We start from the raw sequence: 15052 nt of genomic DNA on the forward strand, positions 1-15052 counted from the left end.
GCCGTATGTCGTTCGCAGGCCGACATCATCCGAATATCGATAACCCTAGACGAACAGATCGACTTTCTGGAACGTCGTCACGTCGATCAGCCCGACATCGGAAATTCTCAGTTCCGGAATGACCACCAGCGCCAGCAGCGAGTGCTGCATGTAGGCGTTGTTCAGGGAACAGCCCATCTTGCGCATCGCTTCGGTCAGTTTCTCGGCCTTGGCGGCGACGATCTCGGCGCGCTCGTCCGACATCAGCCCGGCGATCGGCATTTCGACTAGGGCCAGTTCCTTGCCCTTGGAGAACAGCACGACGCCACCGCCGACTTCGCCCAGGCGGTTGACCGCCAGCGCCATGTCTTGCTTGTTGGTGCCGACGCAGATGATGTGGTGGGCGTCATGCGCCACGCTCGACGCCATGGCGCAATCGCCCATGTAGCCGAAACCGGAAACGAAGGCGTTGGTGACGCCGCCCGTGCCCCGGTGCCGCTCGACCAGCGCGATCTGGCAGACGTCGTTGCGGCGATCCATGGCGACCAGCCCGTCCTCGACCGGAAGGTCGGCCTCCAGCGCCCGTGTCGGCGCCTGGTTCTCGATGACGCCGATGACGCGCACCCGCACTTCGTTGGCGCCCTTGGGAGCCGTGATGTCGAAATCGCCAGCCCTGAGCTTCTTGCCTAGCTTGACGGTGTTCTTCGCCGTCTTTGGATAGTCATAGGCCGGAATGTCGATGTCGAGCTTGCCGCCCTTGGCCAGCCTGACGCCGCGCGCATAGACCTCGTCAATGGTCATTGCGGCGAGGTCGGAGACAATCAGCAGGTCGCCCAGCCGCCCCGGCGCGATCGAACCGATCTCGCGTTCCAGCCGAAAATGCTGGGCGGTGTTGATCGTCGCCATCTGGATCGCGGTTACCGGCTTCAGCCCCTGTTGGATAGCATGGCGCACCACCCGGTCCATGTGGCCTTCATGCACAAGCGTGCCGGAATGGCTGTCGTCGGTGCACAGGATGAAGTTGCGCGGATCGATGCCGCCCTCGGTCACCGCCTTGATCTGCGAGGCGACATCGTACCAGGCCGAGCCCAGCCGCAGCATCGCCTTCATGCCCTGGCGCACGCGGGCGATGGCGTCCTCGGCGCGTGTGCCTTCATGGTCGTCCTCGGGTCCACCGGCAACATAGCCGTGGAACGGCAGGCCAAGATCGCGCGAGGCATAGTGCCCGCCAACCGTCTTACCGGCACGAACCGTCGCCGCGATCTCGCCCGACATCACCGGATCGTTGGCGGCGACGCCCGGGAAATTCATGACTTCGCCGAGCCCGATGATGTTTTCCCATGTCATCGCTTCCTCGACATCGGCAACCGTCAGTTCGGCGCCCGCGTGCTCCAGCCCGGGCGCCGAAGGCACGCAGGACGGCATCTGCACATGCACATTGATGGGCATCGCGACCGCCTCGTCATGCATCAGCCGCACGCCCGGCAGGCCCAGCACATTGGCGATCTCGTGCGGATCGATGAACATCGACGTGGTGCCGTGCGGAATGACGGCGCGGCAGAATTCGGTCACCGTCACCATGCCGCTCTCGACATGCATATGCGCGTCGCAGAGGCCGGGCACCAGGTAGCGCCCGCCGGCGTCGACCACCTTGGTGCCCTGGCCGATGGCGTGACTGGCATTCGGTCCGCAATAGGCGAAGCGGCCGCCGGCAATGGCGATATCGGTGCCGGCGATGATCTCGCCGGAGTGAACGTTCACCCAGCGGCCGTTGCGGATGACGAGATCGGCTGGCTTGCGGCCCATGGCGACGTCGACCAGATGCGTCGCCATCTCGGTCCAGGGTTTTGGTTTCGTCGCATGCGCCGCCGGCTTCTTTGCCATGAAGAGACTCCTGTTTGCGCGACTGTGCCAAGCCTGCCTGGTTTTGACCAGCGCCAAACAACGGTGAGGCCTAGCCAGCCGTCACGAAGGCTGTTCAGCCTTGACCTCGACCGTGACTTTCGCACCGCCGGCTGAAATCCGTTCCGCAAAGTGCCGAAGTTCGCCTGGGGCGAAGGCGCCGTTGAGCATCACCTCGCCGCCGAGAATGGGCTCAACCAGGCGCGGCGAGGCCACCACGGCACCTTCGACGCTGAGATCGACCACCTTGCCGACATTCGCCTTGGTGAAGTCGGCGAACGCCTTTGCGCTGTCCGCTGTCATCTTGAGGCTGAGCACCATCTGCCCGGACGCTTGATCGGAAACAACCGCGGCCTTGGCGATGGCGAGCGTCAATGGCTCGGCCATGGCGAGGCCGCAGGCGAGCAGCATGACGGCTATTGCAGCGATGAGACGAGCCGGGCTGTTCATCACGATTTTCCCTGCAAGACGCTCATCTTGCACGCTGGCATGAGCCCGGCAATGTCAGCTGTCGTCGCCTTGCAGGCCGCCGTTCGGCGAGCGGCGCACGGCCGCAGCCAGAAACAGGTTTCCGTTTCGTCGCAAAACGGTCTACCTTGGCTCCCAAGATTTTCCGACTCTTCGCTCGGGGAGTTCGATGTATCGGCTTGTGGTCGCAAGTGCCGGTCTTCTTGCCGTCCTGTCCGTGCCGGCTTTGGCAGCCGACCCGACGGTCGATGTTCCGATGACCGCGCCCGGCTTCGACTGGACAGGATACTATGCCGGCCTGCAGGCAGGATATGGCTGGGGCCAGTCCGACATCTCAGGAACGGAAGGCGAACCGTTTTCCGTCTCGCCCGACATAGACGGCGGTTTCGTCGGCGGGCACGTGGCGGGGCTGTGGCAGTTCGACCAGGCGGTGATCGGCGCAGAGGCCGACCTCAACTATTCCTCGATCAGCGGCACGGCGGAACTCGGCGGGCCCGGAAATGTCGTTGGCACCGACATCAAATGGTTCGGGTCTATCAATGCCAAGGCCGGATATGCGATGGATCGTGTGCTGGTCTACGGCATGGGCGGCGTCGCCTTCGCCGGTATCGAGACCTCGCAATCGGCGGGTTCCGCCTTCTCCGAGACACGAACGAATGTCGGCTGGACGGTGGGCGCCGGCGTCGACTATGCGCTGACCGACAAGTTCGTCGTCGGCGCGCAGTATCGCTATTACGATTTCGGCTCCGAGCACTATGACGGGTCCACCGATTTCGTCGGCCGCGACCAGGATGCGAAGCTGAACACCGTCGGCATCAATCTCAGCTACAAGTTCTGAGCGCCACCGACAGCGATCGGCGAGCGACTGATGTGACGTGACCAACAATTTCGATGAGAGGGGCGGCCGGCGCCCCCAGTGGGCGGGGGAATGGGTTGGGCCTGGTAGACGCCGGCCTCGGCGGATCAAGTCCGCCGTGCAAACACCCTACGCATTGCGCGCGGCGCACTGAATTCCGCGATCACGCCAGTATCGCCAAGTGCCGTCCTCTGGGGTGCGTTCGGATAGCTCAAGAACACGACTTGACGGGCTGTGTCAGGCATCTGAAAAGGGCTGATCTGCGGACGTGGCGGAATTGGTAGACGCAAGGGACTTAAAATCCCTCGATCTCTGATCGTACGGGTTCGATTCCCGTCGTCCGCACCAGATTGAAATCAAAGCAGAGTTTGGCTGACTGGCGCTGGCCACCACCTTGCAGAAGCCTGGCTGGATAGCCGTCCCGCAAACGGCCATCCGAATTGATTTCTTAGCGGAAGCGAAACAAAGGCGGCATTTCCACGTTGAGGTCCGTCGAAACGACGGAGATTTCAGAATGGATCCGGCAACCGCGGCGATGATGGTTTTGCTCTCGTGCACCCCTGGCGAGGCCTCCGTCTGCAAACCCGTCGAGATGGAGCCCGCAATCTACGCGTCGCTCGATCTGTGCATGGCTTCGCTGAAAGACAAGCTCGCAAGCTCCCCAAACGGCGAAACCATCGGGCGATGCCGTCCGGTCGATGCGACCAACACGGGCTCCCTGCCGATCGGTTACACAACGGTTTTGGTTACTCGCGGCCTCGGCGCCGATGCCAGCACCAGCAGCTACATCGTACAGCGCCAGCGATAGCCGCCTCGTTGCCACTGCCAACGGTGGCGTTCTTCCCTGTCTGCTAGATGCGCGTCGTCCCAGTCCCTTGGCCGCCTAAATGTGGTACCGGCGGCCGCTGATCGGCACCTGGCTCATGGTCTGGTGCAGAGCCCATCTCAATGATTCCGACCAGCGCGCGAATAAACTCGACCATATCGTTTGCCGTGATGGCTGCCCTGTCGGGATCTTGCCCGATGTGCTCGGCGGCCGCGCAACATGACAGGCGGATGTGATCGTAGTGGGAATCCCTTTCATCCTCCGGCAGCATCGCCAATTTCATGGCTCGGCGATAAATCAGCCGCAGCAATTGCTCGAGAGCGGCTCCGACACTCATGCGTTTTGCTCCGCATTGGTCAAACGTTCCGGCGCTCCAGGGCGCTTGTCGGAACGTCGATGGGCGGTATTTCCGTCCCTGTGCCAAGGCTGCATTATAGCTATTAATATATTGTTTATTGCTAATATACAGAAGCGTCTTTGGCCTCCATGGGATCGTAGCGACCCTCGGCGCCAGGTCTCTCCGTCAAACTGCCCGCACGGGATAGCCGCATATGCCGTGGGCTGCCAGTCCCATAGGTCTTCGAGATCACCCTCGAAAGTAACTTCAAACGGGGCGCCGGATTTCCAGCGTCGGATCGCAGGCGGCATGTCTTTTATTGCCGAGGACGTCGCTGCAGTCGCATCAGTCGGCAATTCCATCGCCATTATGCCCGCGATTGTGCGGTAAGGAGCCGAAGCAGGGTCTCACGCCGCCTTTCGGGCGAGCCAACAGCGCCCGCGCATTCGCAAAGCTATTTCGGAACGGGCAATGACAATAACGATAGATAGAAACGCCAGCTGGCGCGATATAGCGCGCGTAAGCGAAGGCGAGCCCTTGGCGCTTAGCCAGGCGGCGTGGGAGAAGATCGCTTTTGCGCATCAGATCGTGGCGGCGATCGTCGAAAAAGGCATTCGCGCCTATGGCGTCAACACCGGGGTCGGCGCCTTGGCAAGCAAGGTCGTGGCGCCTGCCCTGCAAAAGAAACTGTCGCGCAATATCATTCGCAGTCACGCGTGCGGCGTCGGTGACCTCGTGCCGAGACGCGGCGTGCGCGCCATCATTGCCGCTCAAGTGGCGAATTTCGCGCATGGCCATTCGGGCGTCAGCCCTGCGATCGTTCGTAATTTGCTCACCTTTATCGAGCGCGATTGCGTTCCCGATGTGCCGTCCCGGGGATCGGCCGGGTATTTGACACACAACGCGCATGTAGCACTGGTCCTGATCGGCGAAGGCAGCGCAACCGTGGCAGGCCGCTCGATGAGCGGGCTCGAGGCCCTGGCTGAAATGGGTCTGGAGCCCTTGGAGCTTGGCGCCAAGGAAGGCTTGAGCCTCGTCAATGGCACAGCCTGCGCAACCGGACTGACAAGCATCGCCGTGCTGCGCGCGGAGCGTTTGCTGGGATGGGCTGACGCCGCGGCGGCTTTGACTCTTGAAGCCGCCGGCGCGCAAATGCCGGCCTTTGGCGAACAAATCCTGGCGATGAGGCCCTCACCCGGCATTCAGGAGGTGGGCAAATCGCTGCGTGGCTGGCTTCATGGCAGCGAACTTATTGCGCTCGCCCACGGCAGCCGCACGCAGGACGCACTCAGTCTTCGAGCCGTGCCGCATGTTCATGGCGCCGCCCGGGAGGTGCTGGACCGGTCCGCCGAGCTGGTCGACCGCGAATTGGCTGCCGTCACCGACAATCCGGCGGTATTCGGGTCCTTGAACGATCCTCAGGTTGTTTCAGAGGCGCATGCGGTAGCGCCCGCCCTCGGTCAGGCCGCCGACGGCCTGACCATCGCTTTGGCGCAGGTGGCTGGAATGAGCGAGCGTCGGATCGATCGTCTCGTCAATCCACTTGTCAACAATTTGCCGGCCTTCCTTGCCGATGAGGACGGCGCCAATTCCGGCTTCATGATCGCCCAATACACAGCCACATCGCTCAGTAACGTCAATCGGCGTTTGGCCGCGCCGGCGGCGACCGACGGCGGCGTCACATCCGGCCTGCAAGAGGATTTTCTGGCTCATCCAACCGTCGCCGCCAACAAGCTGCTGGCGGTTATCGACAACGCCGAATACATTCTGGCGATCGAACTCATGGCAGCCGCGCAGGCCCATGATTTTCTGGCTGCGCGAGGTGCACGCGCGCCCGGTACCGATGCCATCTACCAAAGGGTGCGGGAGAAAATCGCGCACTATTCCGATGATCGGCCTCTGTCCCGAGACATGGAGGCCTTGCGCAACTTCATCCGCGAAATGGACGTGCCGGCCTGTCCGCAGCCGTAAGGCAAATGCCCGGCGAGCCTCGAGAGATTAGGCCTTCATCGGGTGCAATTTCAGATGCTGGATCAAAATGATGGTCTTCGCATCGACGATGCGGCCGGCGGCGATGCCGGCCAGCGCTTCGTCGAGCGGCATTTCCAGGACCTCGATGTCCTCGCCCTCTTCCGGCGCGCCGCCGCCGGCCGAGATGCGGTCGGCGGGCGAATAGCGGGCAACGAAGAACCACAGCCGCTCGGTGACGCTGCCCGGGCTCATGTAAGGCGAAAACAGCCGCTCAATATCCTTCAACCGGTAGCCGAGTTCTTCCTCGGCTTCCTTGCGGATGGCGGTCTCGGGATCGTTTTCGTCGAGCAGCCCGGCACAAGCCTCGATCAGCGGTTCGCGGTGGCCCGTGACGTAGGCAGGATAGCGGAACTGGCGCACCAGGAGCACCGTCGAACGCTGGGGGTCGTAGGGCAGGATCACCGCGCCGTCGCCCCGATCATAGGTCTGGCGGATCTGCGTCTCCCACTGCCCGTCGCGCCGGCGATAGTCGAGCACGGTCTTTTTCAGCACCGCCCAGTCGTCTGAAAGAACCTCTTCCGAACGGATACGAATACGATCTTCCATTGGGCACCTCGATATTTGCCGCCGGGCGCAGGCGTAGCCGCGAACCGGCGCCGGCGCAATTGGGGCAGCGATTGGTCCAGCAAGCGTTTCACTCTCTCGTGTGTGGTATGCAAGATATCCATCACCTAGATAACGCGTTCCCTCTCCCCGGAGCCCTGTTCATGACCGCATCGCTTTTCCAGCCGATCACCCTCGACGGCCTCACCTTCCCCAACCGCATCGCCGTGGCGCCGATGTGCCAGTATTCCGCCGAGGACGGCTGCGCCAGCGACTGGCATCTTTACCACTGGATGAACCTGGCCATGTCCGGCGCCGGCATGGTCACGGTGGAGATGACCGATGTCGAGCGGCGCGGGCGCATCACCCATGGCTGCCTCGGGCTTTACTCCGACGACAACGAAGCCGCTGCACGCCGCACACTGGACGCGGCACGACGCGTCGCCGCGCCGGACACGAAATTCGGCACGCAGCTGGCGCATGCCGGCCGCAAGGCCTCGAACCGCAAGCCTTGGGAGGGCGGCGGGCCATTGCAGCCAAACGAAGACCCCTGGCAGACCGTCTCGGCCTCGGCCGTCGCCTACGACACCGGCTGGAACGTGCCGCGCGCGCTCAATGAGGAAGAAATCCTGCAGGTTATCGAACGGTTCGCCGAAGCCGCAAGGCGGGCCGAACGCGCCGGCTTCGATTTCATCGAACTGCACGCAGCGCACGGCTACCTGATCTTCCAGTTCCTGTCGCCACTGTCCAACCAGCGTACGGACCGCTGGGGCGGCTCGCTGGAAAACCGGATGCGTCTTGTCGTCGAAATCGCCAAAGCGGTGAAGAAAGCGGTGCCGAAGCTGATGCTCGGCACGCGGCTGTCGGTGAAGGACTGGGTCGACGGCGGCTTCGACGTCGAGGACGCGATCGAGGTGGCGAAAGCTTTGAAGGCCGAAGGCGTCGCCTATCTCTGCTGCTCCAGCGGCGGCAATTCGCCTTTGCAGAAACTGCCCACCGGCCCCGGCTATCAGGTGCATCTGGCGGAAGCCGTGCGCAAGGGCGCCGGCATCCCGACCCGCGCGGTCGGCCTGATCGACGATCCCAAGCAGGCCGAGGCTGTTATCGCGGAAGGCCGCGCCGACATGGTGGCGCTGGCGCGTGCCTTCCTTGCCGATCCCCGCTGGGGCTGGCGCGCAGCCGCCACATTCAGCGAAAAGATCCATCCGGCGCCACAGCTCGCCCGCTCGGTGACGACGATGGAGCACTGGATGAAGGCGGCCGGCTGATCGGCCATTCTCTTGATATCGGGGCCTCCCGATGCAGCCTAGCCGATTTGCAGACGCCCGCTTCAATTCCGGCCGCAAACTGTTACCTTGGGTGAGGCTGCGGCGGGCGCGGCCGGGCTTGGGAGGAAATCATGTCGTTCAGGGCATTCTTGCCGGCTGCAGCTATTGTGGCCGTGGCCGGGTTTTGGCTCGGTACGTCGACGCCGAGCGTCGCGCAATATTGCGAGGGGACGGTGCACGGCCTGTCCGGCCGCTACAATCTGGCCACCGGCAGCGGCTTTCTCGCCGTGCGGACACGGCCGAATTCGTCATCGCGGATGATCGGCCAGTTGTTCAACGGCGATCACGTCGAAATCTTCGACCGGCGCGGCAACTGGTACCAGGTCGAAATCGGCGGCACGACCGGCTGGGCGAACGCACGCTGGCTGCGCAACGATTGCGACTACTGAGACACCGATGCATGTCACCCAAAAGCGGGTCCCGGTTTTGAGACGACGACATGCATCAAACAAAGACCTAGAGCGCGTCGCAAACGCGACGCGACTTTTGGGCGCAGGTTCCGCGCCACTTTTGCAACCAAATTGGCTGTTTTGCGTTGCGGCCATGATGGACAACAAACCCTTTGAAGCGCCGGTGGTGGTCGAACTCGGCCATGTCGGTAAATATCGCCATATCCGCAGCGCCCAGGAAGCGGCGGAGTGTCTGATGACGGTGTGGCCGCTCAATCGCGGCCCGCGCCATCGTGATGCCCTCGACACTTGCCTCAAAGTGCTGGAAGGTTATCGTTCGACAGCGGAAGCGCGACGGGCATTGATCGAGGCCGCCAGGGAATCGGAAGTACTGGTGCCAGACGACAAGCTTTCCGACGACCGGCTGCATTGAGCAGGCGGACCTTTCAACCGGAGGTTTTTATGGCGAAGCTGACTTACAAGATCGTCGAGCATGACGGCGGCTGGGCCTACAAGGTCGGTACGACCTTCTCGGAAACGTTTCCCACCCATCAGGACGCGTTGCGCGCCGCCGAGATCGCGTCGGCCGAGCAGCAGGTGGCAGGCGCGACGGACGGTATCCAGTATGAGGATGCCGACGGCAAGTGGCACGAGGAACTGGCCGATGGCAGGGACCGGCCGCAGACCGAGGTCTCCGACTAATTTTACCGCTAGATCATTTTCACCGTTTCACGGAAACGGCGAACTGCTCTAACTCTTTGTTTTAACGCAATTCCCAAGGGCAAAGCGCTATGCGCTTTGCCCTTGGGAAAACCGCACACACTTTTTCTTGGAATTGCTCTAAGAAGGCCGCAGGCCACGGACGTCTGGAGAGAGAGACGTCTCGTGGCCGGTTGCGAGCCCTCGCGGTCGACTATTTACCGCAATACTGGTCGTTGACATTTCCCTGATGGTTCGCATCAGGACCGGCTGAGTTATAGGCACAAGGTCCTGCCGGGCCACCAGGACCGCCAACGGTGTCGCCTTTGATGCTGCCCGTCGTGTTCTGGTCAACGCCCGAGGAATCCTCGTTGCCCCAGAGCCAGTTGTGATGAAGCCAATCTTGATGATTGGAATAGGTACCGTCCGACGATTGTGCCATCGCCGATGTGGCGAGACCGATTGTCAGAACCGATGCTGCGAGAAGTTTCCTGTACATTGAATTGCTCCGTGTCTTGGTCGCCTTGGGTGCGACACGGGGTAAACCCGGCAGTCAGCCGGTTGGTTCATTGAAATTGTCGTGAGGCTGTGGTGATGCAAACGCGCGGGCGGCAATCCGCTCGATGAAATCGATCACCCACCTGGGCTCGACGAACTGCGGCATATGGCCGACGCCGTCGACGGGCTCGAAATCGAGTCCCGCGATCTTGTCTTGCATCGGCTCGCCATGGGTGCGGATGTCGATGACGCGGTCGGCGGTTCCAAACAGGATGCCGACCGGCATGGCAATCTCGCCATAGCGCAGCTCGATGCGGCCGAGATCTTGTTCCACGGCCACGACGTCGGCCGATGTCGCCTGGAAATGGGCAGGCCGCAGCCCAAGCCAGCCGCCGCCGTCAACCATGTAGTCCGTCGGAAAAGCCTGCGGCGTGAAGATGAATTCCATTGTCGGCCGCGCATAGCGCAGGCTCAGGGGTATCGCCACGGTGTAGGCCATGATCCAGCGCTGCAGGCGTGAGGGAATGTAGAGTAGGTCAAACCGCAGGCGTGTCCTGGTTTCCAGATGCGTCAACGGCGCCAGCAAGGCGACGCCCGAAATCGCCTCGGGATGCTCCACGGCGAGGGTCAGCGTGATGGCGCCACCCAGCGAGTGGCCCACCACCAGCGGCCTTTCCAGCCCCAGTTTTTCGATGAAGCGGCGCACCAATTCCGCCTGTTCGGGCAACCGGCCGGTAGCACCGTTCGCCCGCACCGAATAGCCCGATCCCGGACGATCGAGCGCGATCAGCCGGTAGCCCGGGCCGAAATGCCCGAACAAAGTGTGCCGGAAGTGATGGAGTTGCGCACCAAGCCCGTGCAGGAAGACGATCGGCCTGCCCTCGCCCACGTCGACATAGTGGATGCGGTTGCCGTCGATCTCGACGAATTTTCCGACCGGCGGCACCAGTCTCTGCGCCTTGGCCGCGATCCACAATGTCGCCAGCATCAGAGAGGCGATCCCCAGGACCGCCAGCAGCAACAACAGGGCCAGCAGCCACGACAGGATCGATATCAGCATTGTTCACCCGGACCAGAACCGGTTCGAGCTTACCCGCATCCGGTTGCGCTGCAACCTCGCAAACGGGCGTATCCAGGCACGGAACGTTCGCCGCCCGCGCGGCATTGCCGACAGCCACGCGCCGCGCTATCTGAGGCGACCCCGTCCTGCCGGAGCCTTCCATGCCTGAAATCGTTACCGCCGCCATGCTTGTCATCGGCGATGAGATTCTGTCCGGCCGCACCAAGGACAAGAACATCGGCCACCTCGCCGACATCATGACCGCCGTCGGCATCGACCTGAAGGAAGTGCGCATCGTTCCCGACGAGGAAGACGAGATCATAGCTGCGGTGAATGCGGTGCGTGCGCGCTACAGCTATGTGTTCACCACCGGCGGCATCGGCCCGACCCATGACGACATCACCGCCGATTCGATTGCCAAGGCGTTCGGCGTGCCCTGCGAATACGACGCCAAGGCCTATGCGCTGCTGGAGGCAAGCTATGCGGCGCGCGGCATCGAATACACCGAGGCGCGCAAGCGCATGGCGCGGATGCCGCGCGGCGCCGACCATATCGACAACCCGGTATCCGTGGCGCCCGGTTTTCGCATCGGCAACGTCCATGTCATGGCCGGCGTGCCCTCGATTTTCCAGGCCATGCTCGACAATGTCGTGCCGACGCTGAAGACCGGCACGAAGATGCTGTCGGCGACGGTGCACTGTCCGTTCGGCGAAGGCCTAGTCGGCGGACCATTGGGCGAGATCCAGAAGGCGCATCCGGACACGATCATCGGCTCCTATCCGAAATATGGCGACGGCAAGTTCTGGACCGAACTGGTCGTTCGCGCCCGCAGCCAGGAGGCGCTTGACGCCGCGCGCGCCGATGTCGAGGCGATGGTGGCGGGTTTCGCCGCCAAGGCGAGTTGAGCCGGTTCAGGCCGGAACCAAGCACGGCGCCGCGGCGTTTTCCTGCACGTGAGCTCCAAGGCTCACCAGATTGAGGGATCACCATGCGCTTCAAGACCATCGTTGCCATTCTGCAGAACGAGCAGGACGCCGAGCGCGTGCTCGACTGCGCCATTCCACTCGCCAGCCGCTTCGAGAGCCATCTGATCGGCATCCATGCCGAGGCGCTTCCGGTGCCCTACACTTCGGCGACCGGTTTCCCGGACACCGAGTTCCTGCAGGTGTCGGCCGACATGAACCGGGAGCGGGCCGACAAGCTGCAGGCCGTCTTTCTCCGGCGCATCGAGGATTCCGGCCTCTCCTTCGAGTGGCGCAGCCTGGAGAGCTTTTCCGGCGACAGCGCGCTGACCGGGATTTCGAACGTGCGTGCCGCCGATCTGATCATCGCCGCCCAGCGTGAGACCGGCGGCGACCCGAGCGCCGATGTCGACACGCTGGTCTATGATGCCGGCCGCCCGGTGCTGGTGGTGCCGAGCGCGGGTCCGCTGGTCACCACTTTCAAGCGTGTGCTGCTCGCCTGGAACGGCAGCAAGGAGGCCGCGCGTGCCGCCTTCGACGCCCTGCCCTTCATCATCGAGGCCGAGAAAACCGACATATTGGTCATCGATCCGCCCGACACGCTCGAGGAAAGCCCGGAAGCCGCCGGCGCCGAAATCGCAGCGGCGCTGTCGCGCCACGGCGCCAATGTCAGCGTCTCGGTGCAGCAATCTGGCGGCACCTCGGTCGACGACATGATCCAGAACCGGGTCGCCGAGAGCGGCGCCGATCTCCTGGTGCTTGGTGCCTACAGCCATTCCTGGCTGCGCCAGCTGCTGTTCGGCGGGGTGACGCGCACGGTGCTGCGCACGGCACAGGTGGCGGCCTTCCTGTCGCGATAAGTCCACAGCCATCGCGGCCGGCCACCCTTGCCAAGCCCAAGGTTTTCCAGTTAATTCCGCGCGCATTCCCCTGTTTTCTTGCACGCGGCCTTCGCGTGCTGCGGAGTGCGCGAAAAATGTCCCTTCCCGAAAAAGCCTTCCCGGTCTCCTGGGACCAGTTTCATCGTGACGCCCGCGCGCTTTCCTGGCGGCTTTCGGGCGCCAACAAGGGTCAATGGAGAGCGATCGTCTGCATCACCCGCGGCGGACTGGTTCCGGCGGCGATCATCGCGCGCGAGCTCGGCATCCGTGTCATCGAGACGGTCTGCGTCGCCTCCTACCACGACTACACCAGCCAGGGGCAGTTGCAGGTGCTGAAGGAAATCACGCCCGCGCTGCTCGCCGACGACGGCGCCGGCGTGCTGATCATCGACGACCTGACCGACACCGGCAAGACCGCCGGCATCGTGCGCGCGATGATGCCCAAGGCGCATTTCGCCACCGTCTACGCCAAGCCGAAGGGCCGCCCGCTGGTCGACACTTTCGTCACCGAGGTCAGCCAGGACACCTGGATCTATTTCCCCTGGGACATGGGCTTCACCTATCAGAAGCCGATCGCCGACGACCACGCCGGCTGATTCGCAACACGCCGTTTTTTCCAGTTAAGCCGTCACCGATGACAATATTTGCTTCCGCGGGCGGGCTCGCGGGGCAGGATATCATGTGAAATCGACCCTTGTTGGCGGAAATCGGCCAGCCTGATCAAAGTTTTTACTTTTATTGGTCACAATTAGCCGTAAGATTCGTAAGGCGGCAAACGATTCTGGAGGCTGGGGCTAGCTTCTCCGATGTTGACAAGGCCAACGACGCACAACCATCTGGCCGAAAGGGTCCGGCGACTCTTCGGCACCGCGCCGTGCCGTCTGCAGGTTGCCGCCCTGCCCTGGCGCGATACCGGGAATGGTGTCGAGATCATGCTGATCACCAGCCGTGATACCGGTCGCTGGGTGTTGCCGAAGGGTTGGCCGGAAGCCAAGGAGCCGCTCTGCGAGGCGGCGGCGCGCGAAGCCGGCGAGGAAGCCGGATTGCGCGGAAGCGTCTCCCATCTCGAAGCCGGCCGTTACTTCTACGCCAAGGTGCTGGCTTCCGGCGAAGAAGTGCCTTGCGAGGTGCTGGTGTTTCCGCTGCACGTCGACAAGATCGCCGACCGCTGGAAGGAAAAGCACTCCCGCACCCGCAAATGGGTCAGTTCCAGCGAAGCGGTGCGCATGGTCAATGAACCGGATCTTTGCCAGATCATCGCCTATTTCTGTGCCGACCCACGCAGATTCTCCTAAGCGACATCTTGCAGCGCGGATTCACAACCATGTGATGTGCCGCATGAATGGTTTGCTAATTTTTCTTCGCTAAGAATCGGTCAATCTAGCGATTGATCGATGGCGAACTCCGTAGACCCACTTAAGCAAGATACCGACGCCTCCAAGCGAGAGCACCGTCCGCGCGTGCTCAAGGGCGGTTCCGTTATTACCGGGATTCAGAACTCGGAAATCGCCGTTACGCTACGCAACCAGCATGCCGGGGGCGCCGAATTGAAAGTACCGCTCGAGGCGCGGGTTCCCGATCGTTTCCTGCTTTATGTGCCGCTCGACGGCGTCGCCTATCGCTGCGAGGTCCGCTGGCGCCGCAACGATCGGGTCGGTGTGCAGTTCACCGGCACCGAGCCGAAGCCGAAGCTGCATTACGGCTGATATCTGGCTAATCGGCCTGACAAGCTTCGCTGCCACCCAGATTGACCTCGGACAGGCGCCTGCTGAAGCGTCAACGGCGCGCGAACCCGCCGCTGCAATTGGCAATCGCAGCGGCGCATTTCTATCCCCGTTATCCACATGTGTGACACACAAGATGTTGGGGTCACAAAAGCTACGCAAACGAATCCTTGACGGCGCAAAACGAGTCGCCTTTTATAGGCCATGCGCTCCTGTTGAGAGTGCGACCGGAAAGTTCTGAGCCCGGTCTTTTTCCCGGATTATGTGCGTTTTTTCCCGCATTTCCGCCTGTTTACGAGGCCGGCGGAAGCGTTGGGATTGTGGGGTGGTGGGGCGACGAAAGGGAGAATTGTCGGACTGGAATAAATTGTCTGTTAATACTATATTTAGTGTTTGCAGGTAGGTTCGACGCTAGATAGTGTGAATTTCCCTCAGGTGAGGGACTCGAAAAAATTCAGATTTGAGGGACCCGCGGGGTTCGTTGGCGCGTTGGGCAAAAGCTTCGCAAGGAGCTCGACCAACAGAGGCCGGCGGGAACCGCGAAATGGAGAGCCGGCCGTTTTCGAACG

General features: G+C 62.4%; 18 protein-coding genes and 1 tRNA gene. 13 read left to right on the forward strand and 6 right to left on the reverse strand.

Features of this window, described 5'->3' with window-relative positions:
• Window positions 1-45: 45 nt before the first annotated feature.
• Together ade and JN279_RS24480 are read right to left on the reverse strand one after the other, a co-directional pair.
• On the reverse strand, window positions 46-1863 hold the full coding sequence (ade, locus tag JN279_RS24475; RefSeq protein WP_096445449.1) for an adenine deaminase: 1818 nt from the start codon (window positions 1861-1863) through the stop codon (window positions 46-48).
• An 81-nt stretch (window positions 1864-1944) separates the two neighbouring features.
• The gene (locus JN279_RS24480; RefSeq protein WP_096445447.1) at window positions 1945-2331 is read right to left on the reverse strand and encodes a SecDF P1 head subdomain-containing protein; all 387 of its coding nucleotides are present in this window, start codon (window positions 2329-2331) and stop codon (window positions 1945-1947) included.
• Between the two features lie 187 nt (window positions 2332-2518).
• On the opposite strand from JN279_RS24480, the gene JN279_RS24485 reads away from it, so the two are divergent.
• The 3 genes from JN279_RS24485 (at window position 2519) to JN279_RS24495 (ending at window position 4013) form a co-directional block, all read left to right on the forward strand.
• Complete coding sequence (locus JN279_RS24485) at window positions 2519-3187, forward strand: outer membrane protein (protein WP_096445445.1); 669 nt, start codon at window positions 2519-2521, stop codon at window positions 3185-3187.
• A 280-nt stretch (window positions 3188-3467) separates the two neighbouring features.
• Window positions 3468-3553 (forward strand) — tRNA-Leu (locus JN279_RS24490).
• A gap of 166 nt (window positions 3554-3719) precedes the next feature.
• Window positions 3720-4013 carry a hypothetical protein gene (locus JN279_RS24495; protein WP_096445443.1) on the forward strand — a complete coding sequence of 98 codons (294 nt, stop codon included), beginning with the start codon at window positions 3720-3722 and terminating at the stop codon, window positions 4011-4013.
• 43 nt (window positions 4014-4056) lie between these two features.
• Here the strand turns inward: JN279_RS24495 and JN279_RS24500 are convergent, their stop codons facing one another.
• Window positions 4057-4368 carry a hypothetical protein gene (locus JN279_RS24500; protein ID WP_096445441.1) on the reverse strand — a complete coding sequence of 104 codons (312 nt, stop codon included), beginning with the start codon at window positions 4366-4368 and terminating at the stop codon, window positions 4057-4059.
• Window positions 4369-4839: 471 nt separating this feature from the next.
• On the opposite strand from JN279_RS24500, the gene JN279_RS24505 reads away from it, so the two are divergent.
• Complete coding sequence (locus JN279_RS24505; protein WP_096445439.1) at window positions 4840-6339, forward strand: HAL/PAL/TAL family ammonia-lyase; 1500 nt, start codon at window positions 4840-4842, stop codon at window positions 6337-6339.
• A gap of 27 nt (window positions 6340-6366) precedes the next feature.
• On the opposite strand, the gene JN279_RS24510 is transcribed toward JN279_RS24505, so the two are convergent.
• The gene (locus tag JN279_RS24510; protein ID WP_096445437.1) at window positions 6367-6945 is read right to left on the reverse strand and encodes an NUDIX domain-containing protein; all 579 of its coding nucleotides are present in this window, start codon (window positions 6943-6945) and stop codon (window positions 6367-6369) included.
• 161 nt (window positions 6946-7106) lie between these two features.
• On the opposite strand from JN279_RS24510, the gene JN279_RS24515 reads away from it, so the two are divergent.
• The 4 genes from JN279_RS24515 to JN279_RS24530 all read left to right on the forward strand — a co-directional run bounded on the left by JN279_RS24515 (window position 7107) and on the right by JN279_RS24530 (window position 9361).
• A complete protein-coding gene (locus tag JN279_RS24515) occupies window positions 7107-8210 on the forward strand; it encodes an NADH:flavin oxidoreductase/NADH oxidase (RefSeq protein ID WP_096445435.1) in 1104 nt (367 codons plus the stop codon).
• 131 nt (window positions 8211-8341) lie between these two features.
• Window positions 8342-8659 carry an SH3 domain-containing protein gene (locus tag JN279_RS24520; protein ID WP_096445433.1) on the forward strand — a complete coding sequence of 106 codons (318 nt, stop codon included), beginning with the start codon at window positions 8342-8344 and terminating at the stop codon, window positions 8657-8659.
• A gap of 7 nt (window positions 8660-8666) precedes the next feature.
• On the forward strand, window positions 8667-9092 hold the full coding sequence (locus tag JN279_RS24525) for a DUF982 domain-containing protein (RefSeq protein WP_244734134.1): 426 nt from the start codon (window positions 8667-8669) through the stop codon (window positions 9090-9092).
• A 29-nt stretch (window positions 9093-9121) separates the two neighbouring features.
• Window positions 9122-9361, forward strand: a complete 240-nt coding sequence (locus JN279_RS24530; RefSeq protein WP_096445429.1) for a DUF2188 domain-containing protein — start codon at window positions 9122-9124, stop codon at window positions 9359-9361.
• A 211-nt stretch (window positions 9362-9572) separates the two neighbouring features.
• Here JN279_RS24530 and JN279_RS24535 read toward each other — a convergent pair whose 3' ends face one another.
• Window positions 9573-9857 (reverse strand): hypothetical protein, encoded by a 285-nt coding sequence (locus JN279_RS24535; protein WP_096445427.1) that lies wholly within the window; start codon window positions 9855-9857, stop codon window positions 9573-9575.
• Window positions 9858-9911: 54 nt separating this feature from the next.
• Window positions 9912-10916, reverse strand: coding sequence for an alpha/beta fold hydrolase (locus JN279_RS24540; RefSeq protein ID WP_096445425.1), 1005 nt, complete (start codon window positions 10914-10916; stop codon window positions 9912-9914).
• 161 nt (window positions 10917-11077) lie between these two features.
• Here JN279_RS24540 and JN279_RS24545 point away from each other — a divergent pair, with 161 nt between their 5' ends.
• The 5 genes from JN279_RS24545 to JN279_RS24565 all read left to right on the forward strand — a co-directional run bounded on the left by JN279_RS24545 (window position 11078) and on the right by JN279_RS24565 (window position 14465).
• Window positions 11078-11821, forward strand: coding sequence for a competence/damage-inducible protein A (locus tag JN279_RS24545; RefSeq protein ID WP_096445423.1), 744 nt, complete (start codon window positions 11078-11080; stop codon window positions 11819-11821).
• 83 nt (window positions 11822-11904) lie between these two features.
• Entirely contained in the window at window positions 11905-12738 is an 834-nt protein-coding gene (locus JN279_RS24550) for a universal stress protein (RefSeq protein ID WP_096445421.1), read from the forward strand.
• A gap of 116 nt (window positions 12739-12854) precedes the next feature.
• Window positions 12855-13355: a xanthine phosphoribosyltransferase gene (gene gpt / locus JN279_RS24555; RefSeq protein ID WP_027045568.1), complete on the forward strand. Its 501-nt coding sequence runs from the start codon at window positions 12855-12857 to the stop codon at window positions 13353-13355.
• Between the two features lie 210 nt (window positions 13356-13565).
• Window positions 13566-14054, forward strand: a complete 489-nt coding sequence (locus JN279_RS24560) for an NUDIX hydrolase (protein ID WP_096445419.1) — start codon at window positions 13566-13568, stop codon at window positions 14052-14054.
• Between the two features lie 99 nt (window positions 14055-14153).
• On the forward strand, window positions 14154-14465 hold the full coding sequence (locus JN279_RS24565) for a PilZ domain-containing protein (RefSeq protein WP_096445417.1): 312 nt from the start codon (window positions 14154-14156) through the stop codon (window positions 14463-14465).
• Window positions 14466-15052 lie beyond the last annotated feature (587 nt).

The sequence above is a fragment of the Mesorhizobium sp. 113-1-2 genome (genome assembly GCF_016756475.1).
GTDB lineage: Bacteria > Pseudomonadota > Alphaproteobacteria > Rhizobiales > Rhizobiaceae > Mesorhizobium > Mesorhizobium loti_C.

Coding starts and splice junctions, on each gene's coding strand:
- ade (WP_096445449.1), bottom strand. CDS start 1,863: ATGGCAAAGAAGCCGGCGGCGCATGCGACGAAACCAAAACCCTGGACC.
- JN279_RS24480 (WP_096445447.1), bottom strand. CDS start 2,331: ATGAACAGCCCGGCTCGTCTCATCGCTGCAATAGCCGTCATGCTGCTC.
- JN279_RS24485 (WP_096445445.1), top strand. CDS start 2,519: ATGTATCGGCTTGTGGTCGCAAGTGCCGGTCTTCTTGCCGTCCTGTCC.
- JN279_RS24495 (WP_096445443.1), top strand. CDS start 3,720: ATGGATCCGGCAACCGCGGCGATGATGGTTTTGCTCTCGTGCACCCCT.
- JN279_RS24500 (WP_096445441.1), bottom strand. CDS start 4,368: ATGAGTGTCGGAGCCGCTCTCGAGCAATTGCTGCGGCTGATTTATCGC.
- JN279_RS24505 (WP_096445439.1), top strand. CDS start 4,840: ATGACAATAACGATAGATAGAAACGCCAGCTGGCGCGATATAGCGCGC.
- JN279_RS24510 (WP_096445437.1), bottom strand. CDS start 6,945: ATGGAAGATCGTATTCGTATCCGTTCGGAAGAGGTTCTTTCAGACGAC.
- JN279_RS24515 (WP_096445435.1), top strand. CDS start 7,107: ATGACCGCATCGCTTTTCCAGCCGATCACCCTCGACGGCCTCACCTTC.
- JN279_RS24520 (WP_096445433.1), top strand. CDS start 8,342: ATGTCGTTCAGGGCATTCTTGCCGGCTGCAGCTATTGTGGCCGTGGCC.
- JN279_RS24525 (WP_244734134.1), top strand. CDS start 8,667: ATGCATGTCACCCAAAAGCGGGTCCCGGTTTTGAGACGACGACATGCA.
- JN279_RS24530 (WP_096445429.1), top strand. CDS start 9,122: ATGGCGAAGCTGACTTACAAGATCGTCGAGCATGACGGCGGCTGGGCC.
- JN279_RS24535 (WP_096445427.1), bottom strand. CDS start 9,857: ATGTACAGGAAACTTCTCGCAGCATCGGTTCTGACAATCGGTCTCGCC.
- JN279_RS24540 (WP_096445425.1), bottom strand. CDS start 10,916: ATGCTGATATCGATCCTGTCGTGGCTGCTGGCCCTGTTGTTGCTGCTG.
- JN279_RS24545 (WP_096445423.1), top strand. CDS start 11,078: ATGCCTGAAATCGTTACCGCCGCCATGCTTGTCATCGGCGATGAGATT.
- JN279_RS24550 (WP_096445421.1), top strand. CDS start 11,905: ATGCGCTTCAAGACCATCGTTGCCATTCTGCAGAACGAGCAGGACGCC.
- gpt (WP_027045568.1), top strand. CDS start 12,855: ATGTCCCTTCCCGAAAAAGCCTTCCCGGTCTCCTGGGACCAGTTTCAT.
- JN279_RS24560 (WP_096445419.1), top strand. CDS start 13,566: ATGTTGACAAGGCCAACGACGCACAACCATCTGGCCGAAAGGGTCCGG.
- JN279_RS24565 (WP_096445417.1), top strand. CDS start 14,154: ATGGCGAACTCCGTAGACCCACTTAAGCAAGATACCGACGCCTCCAAG.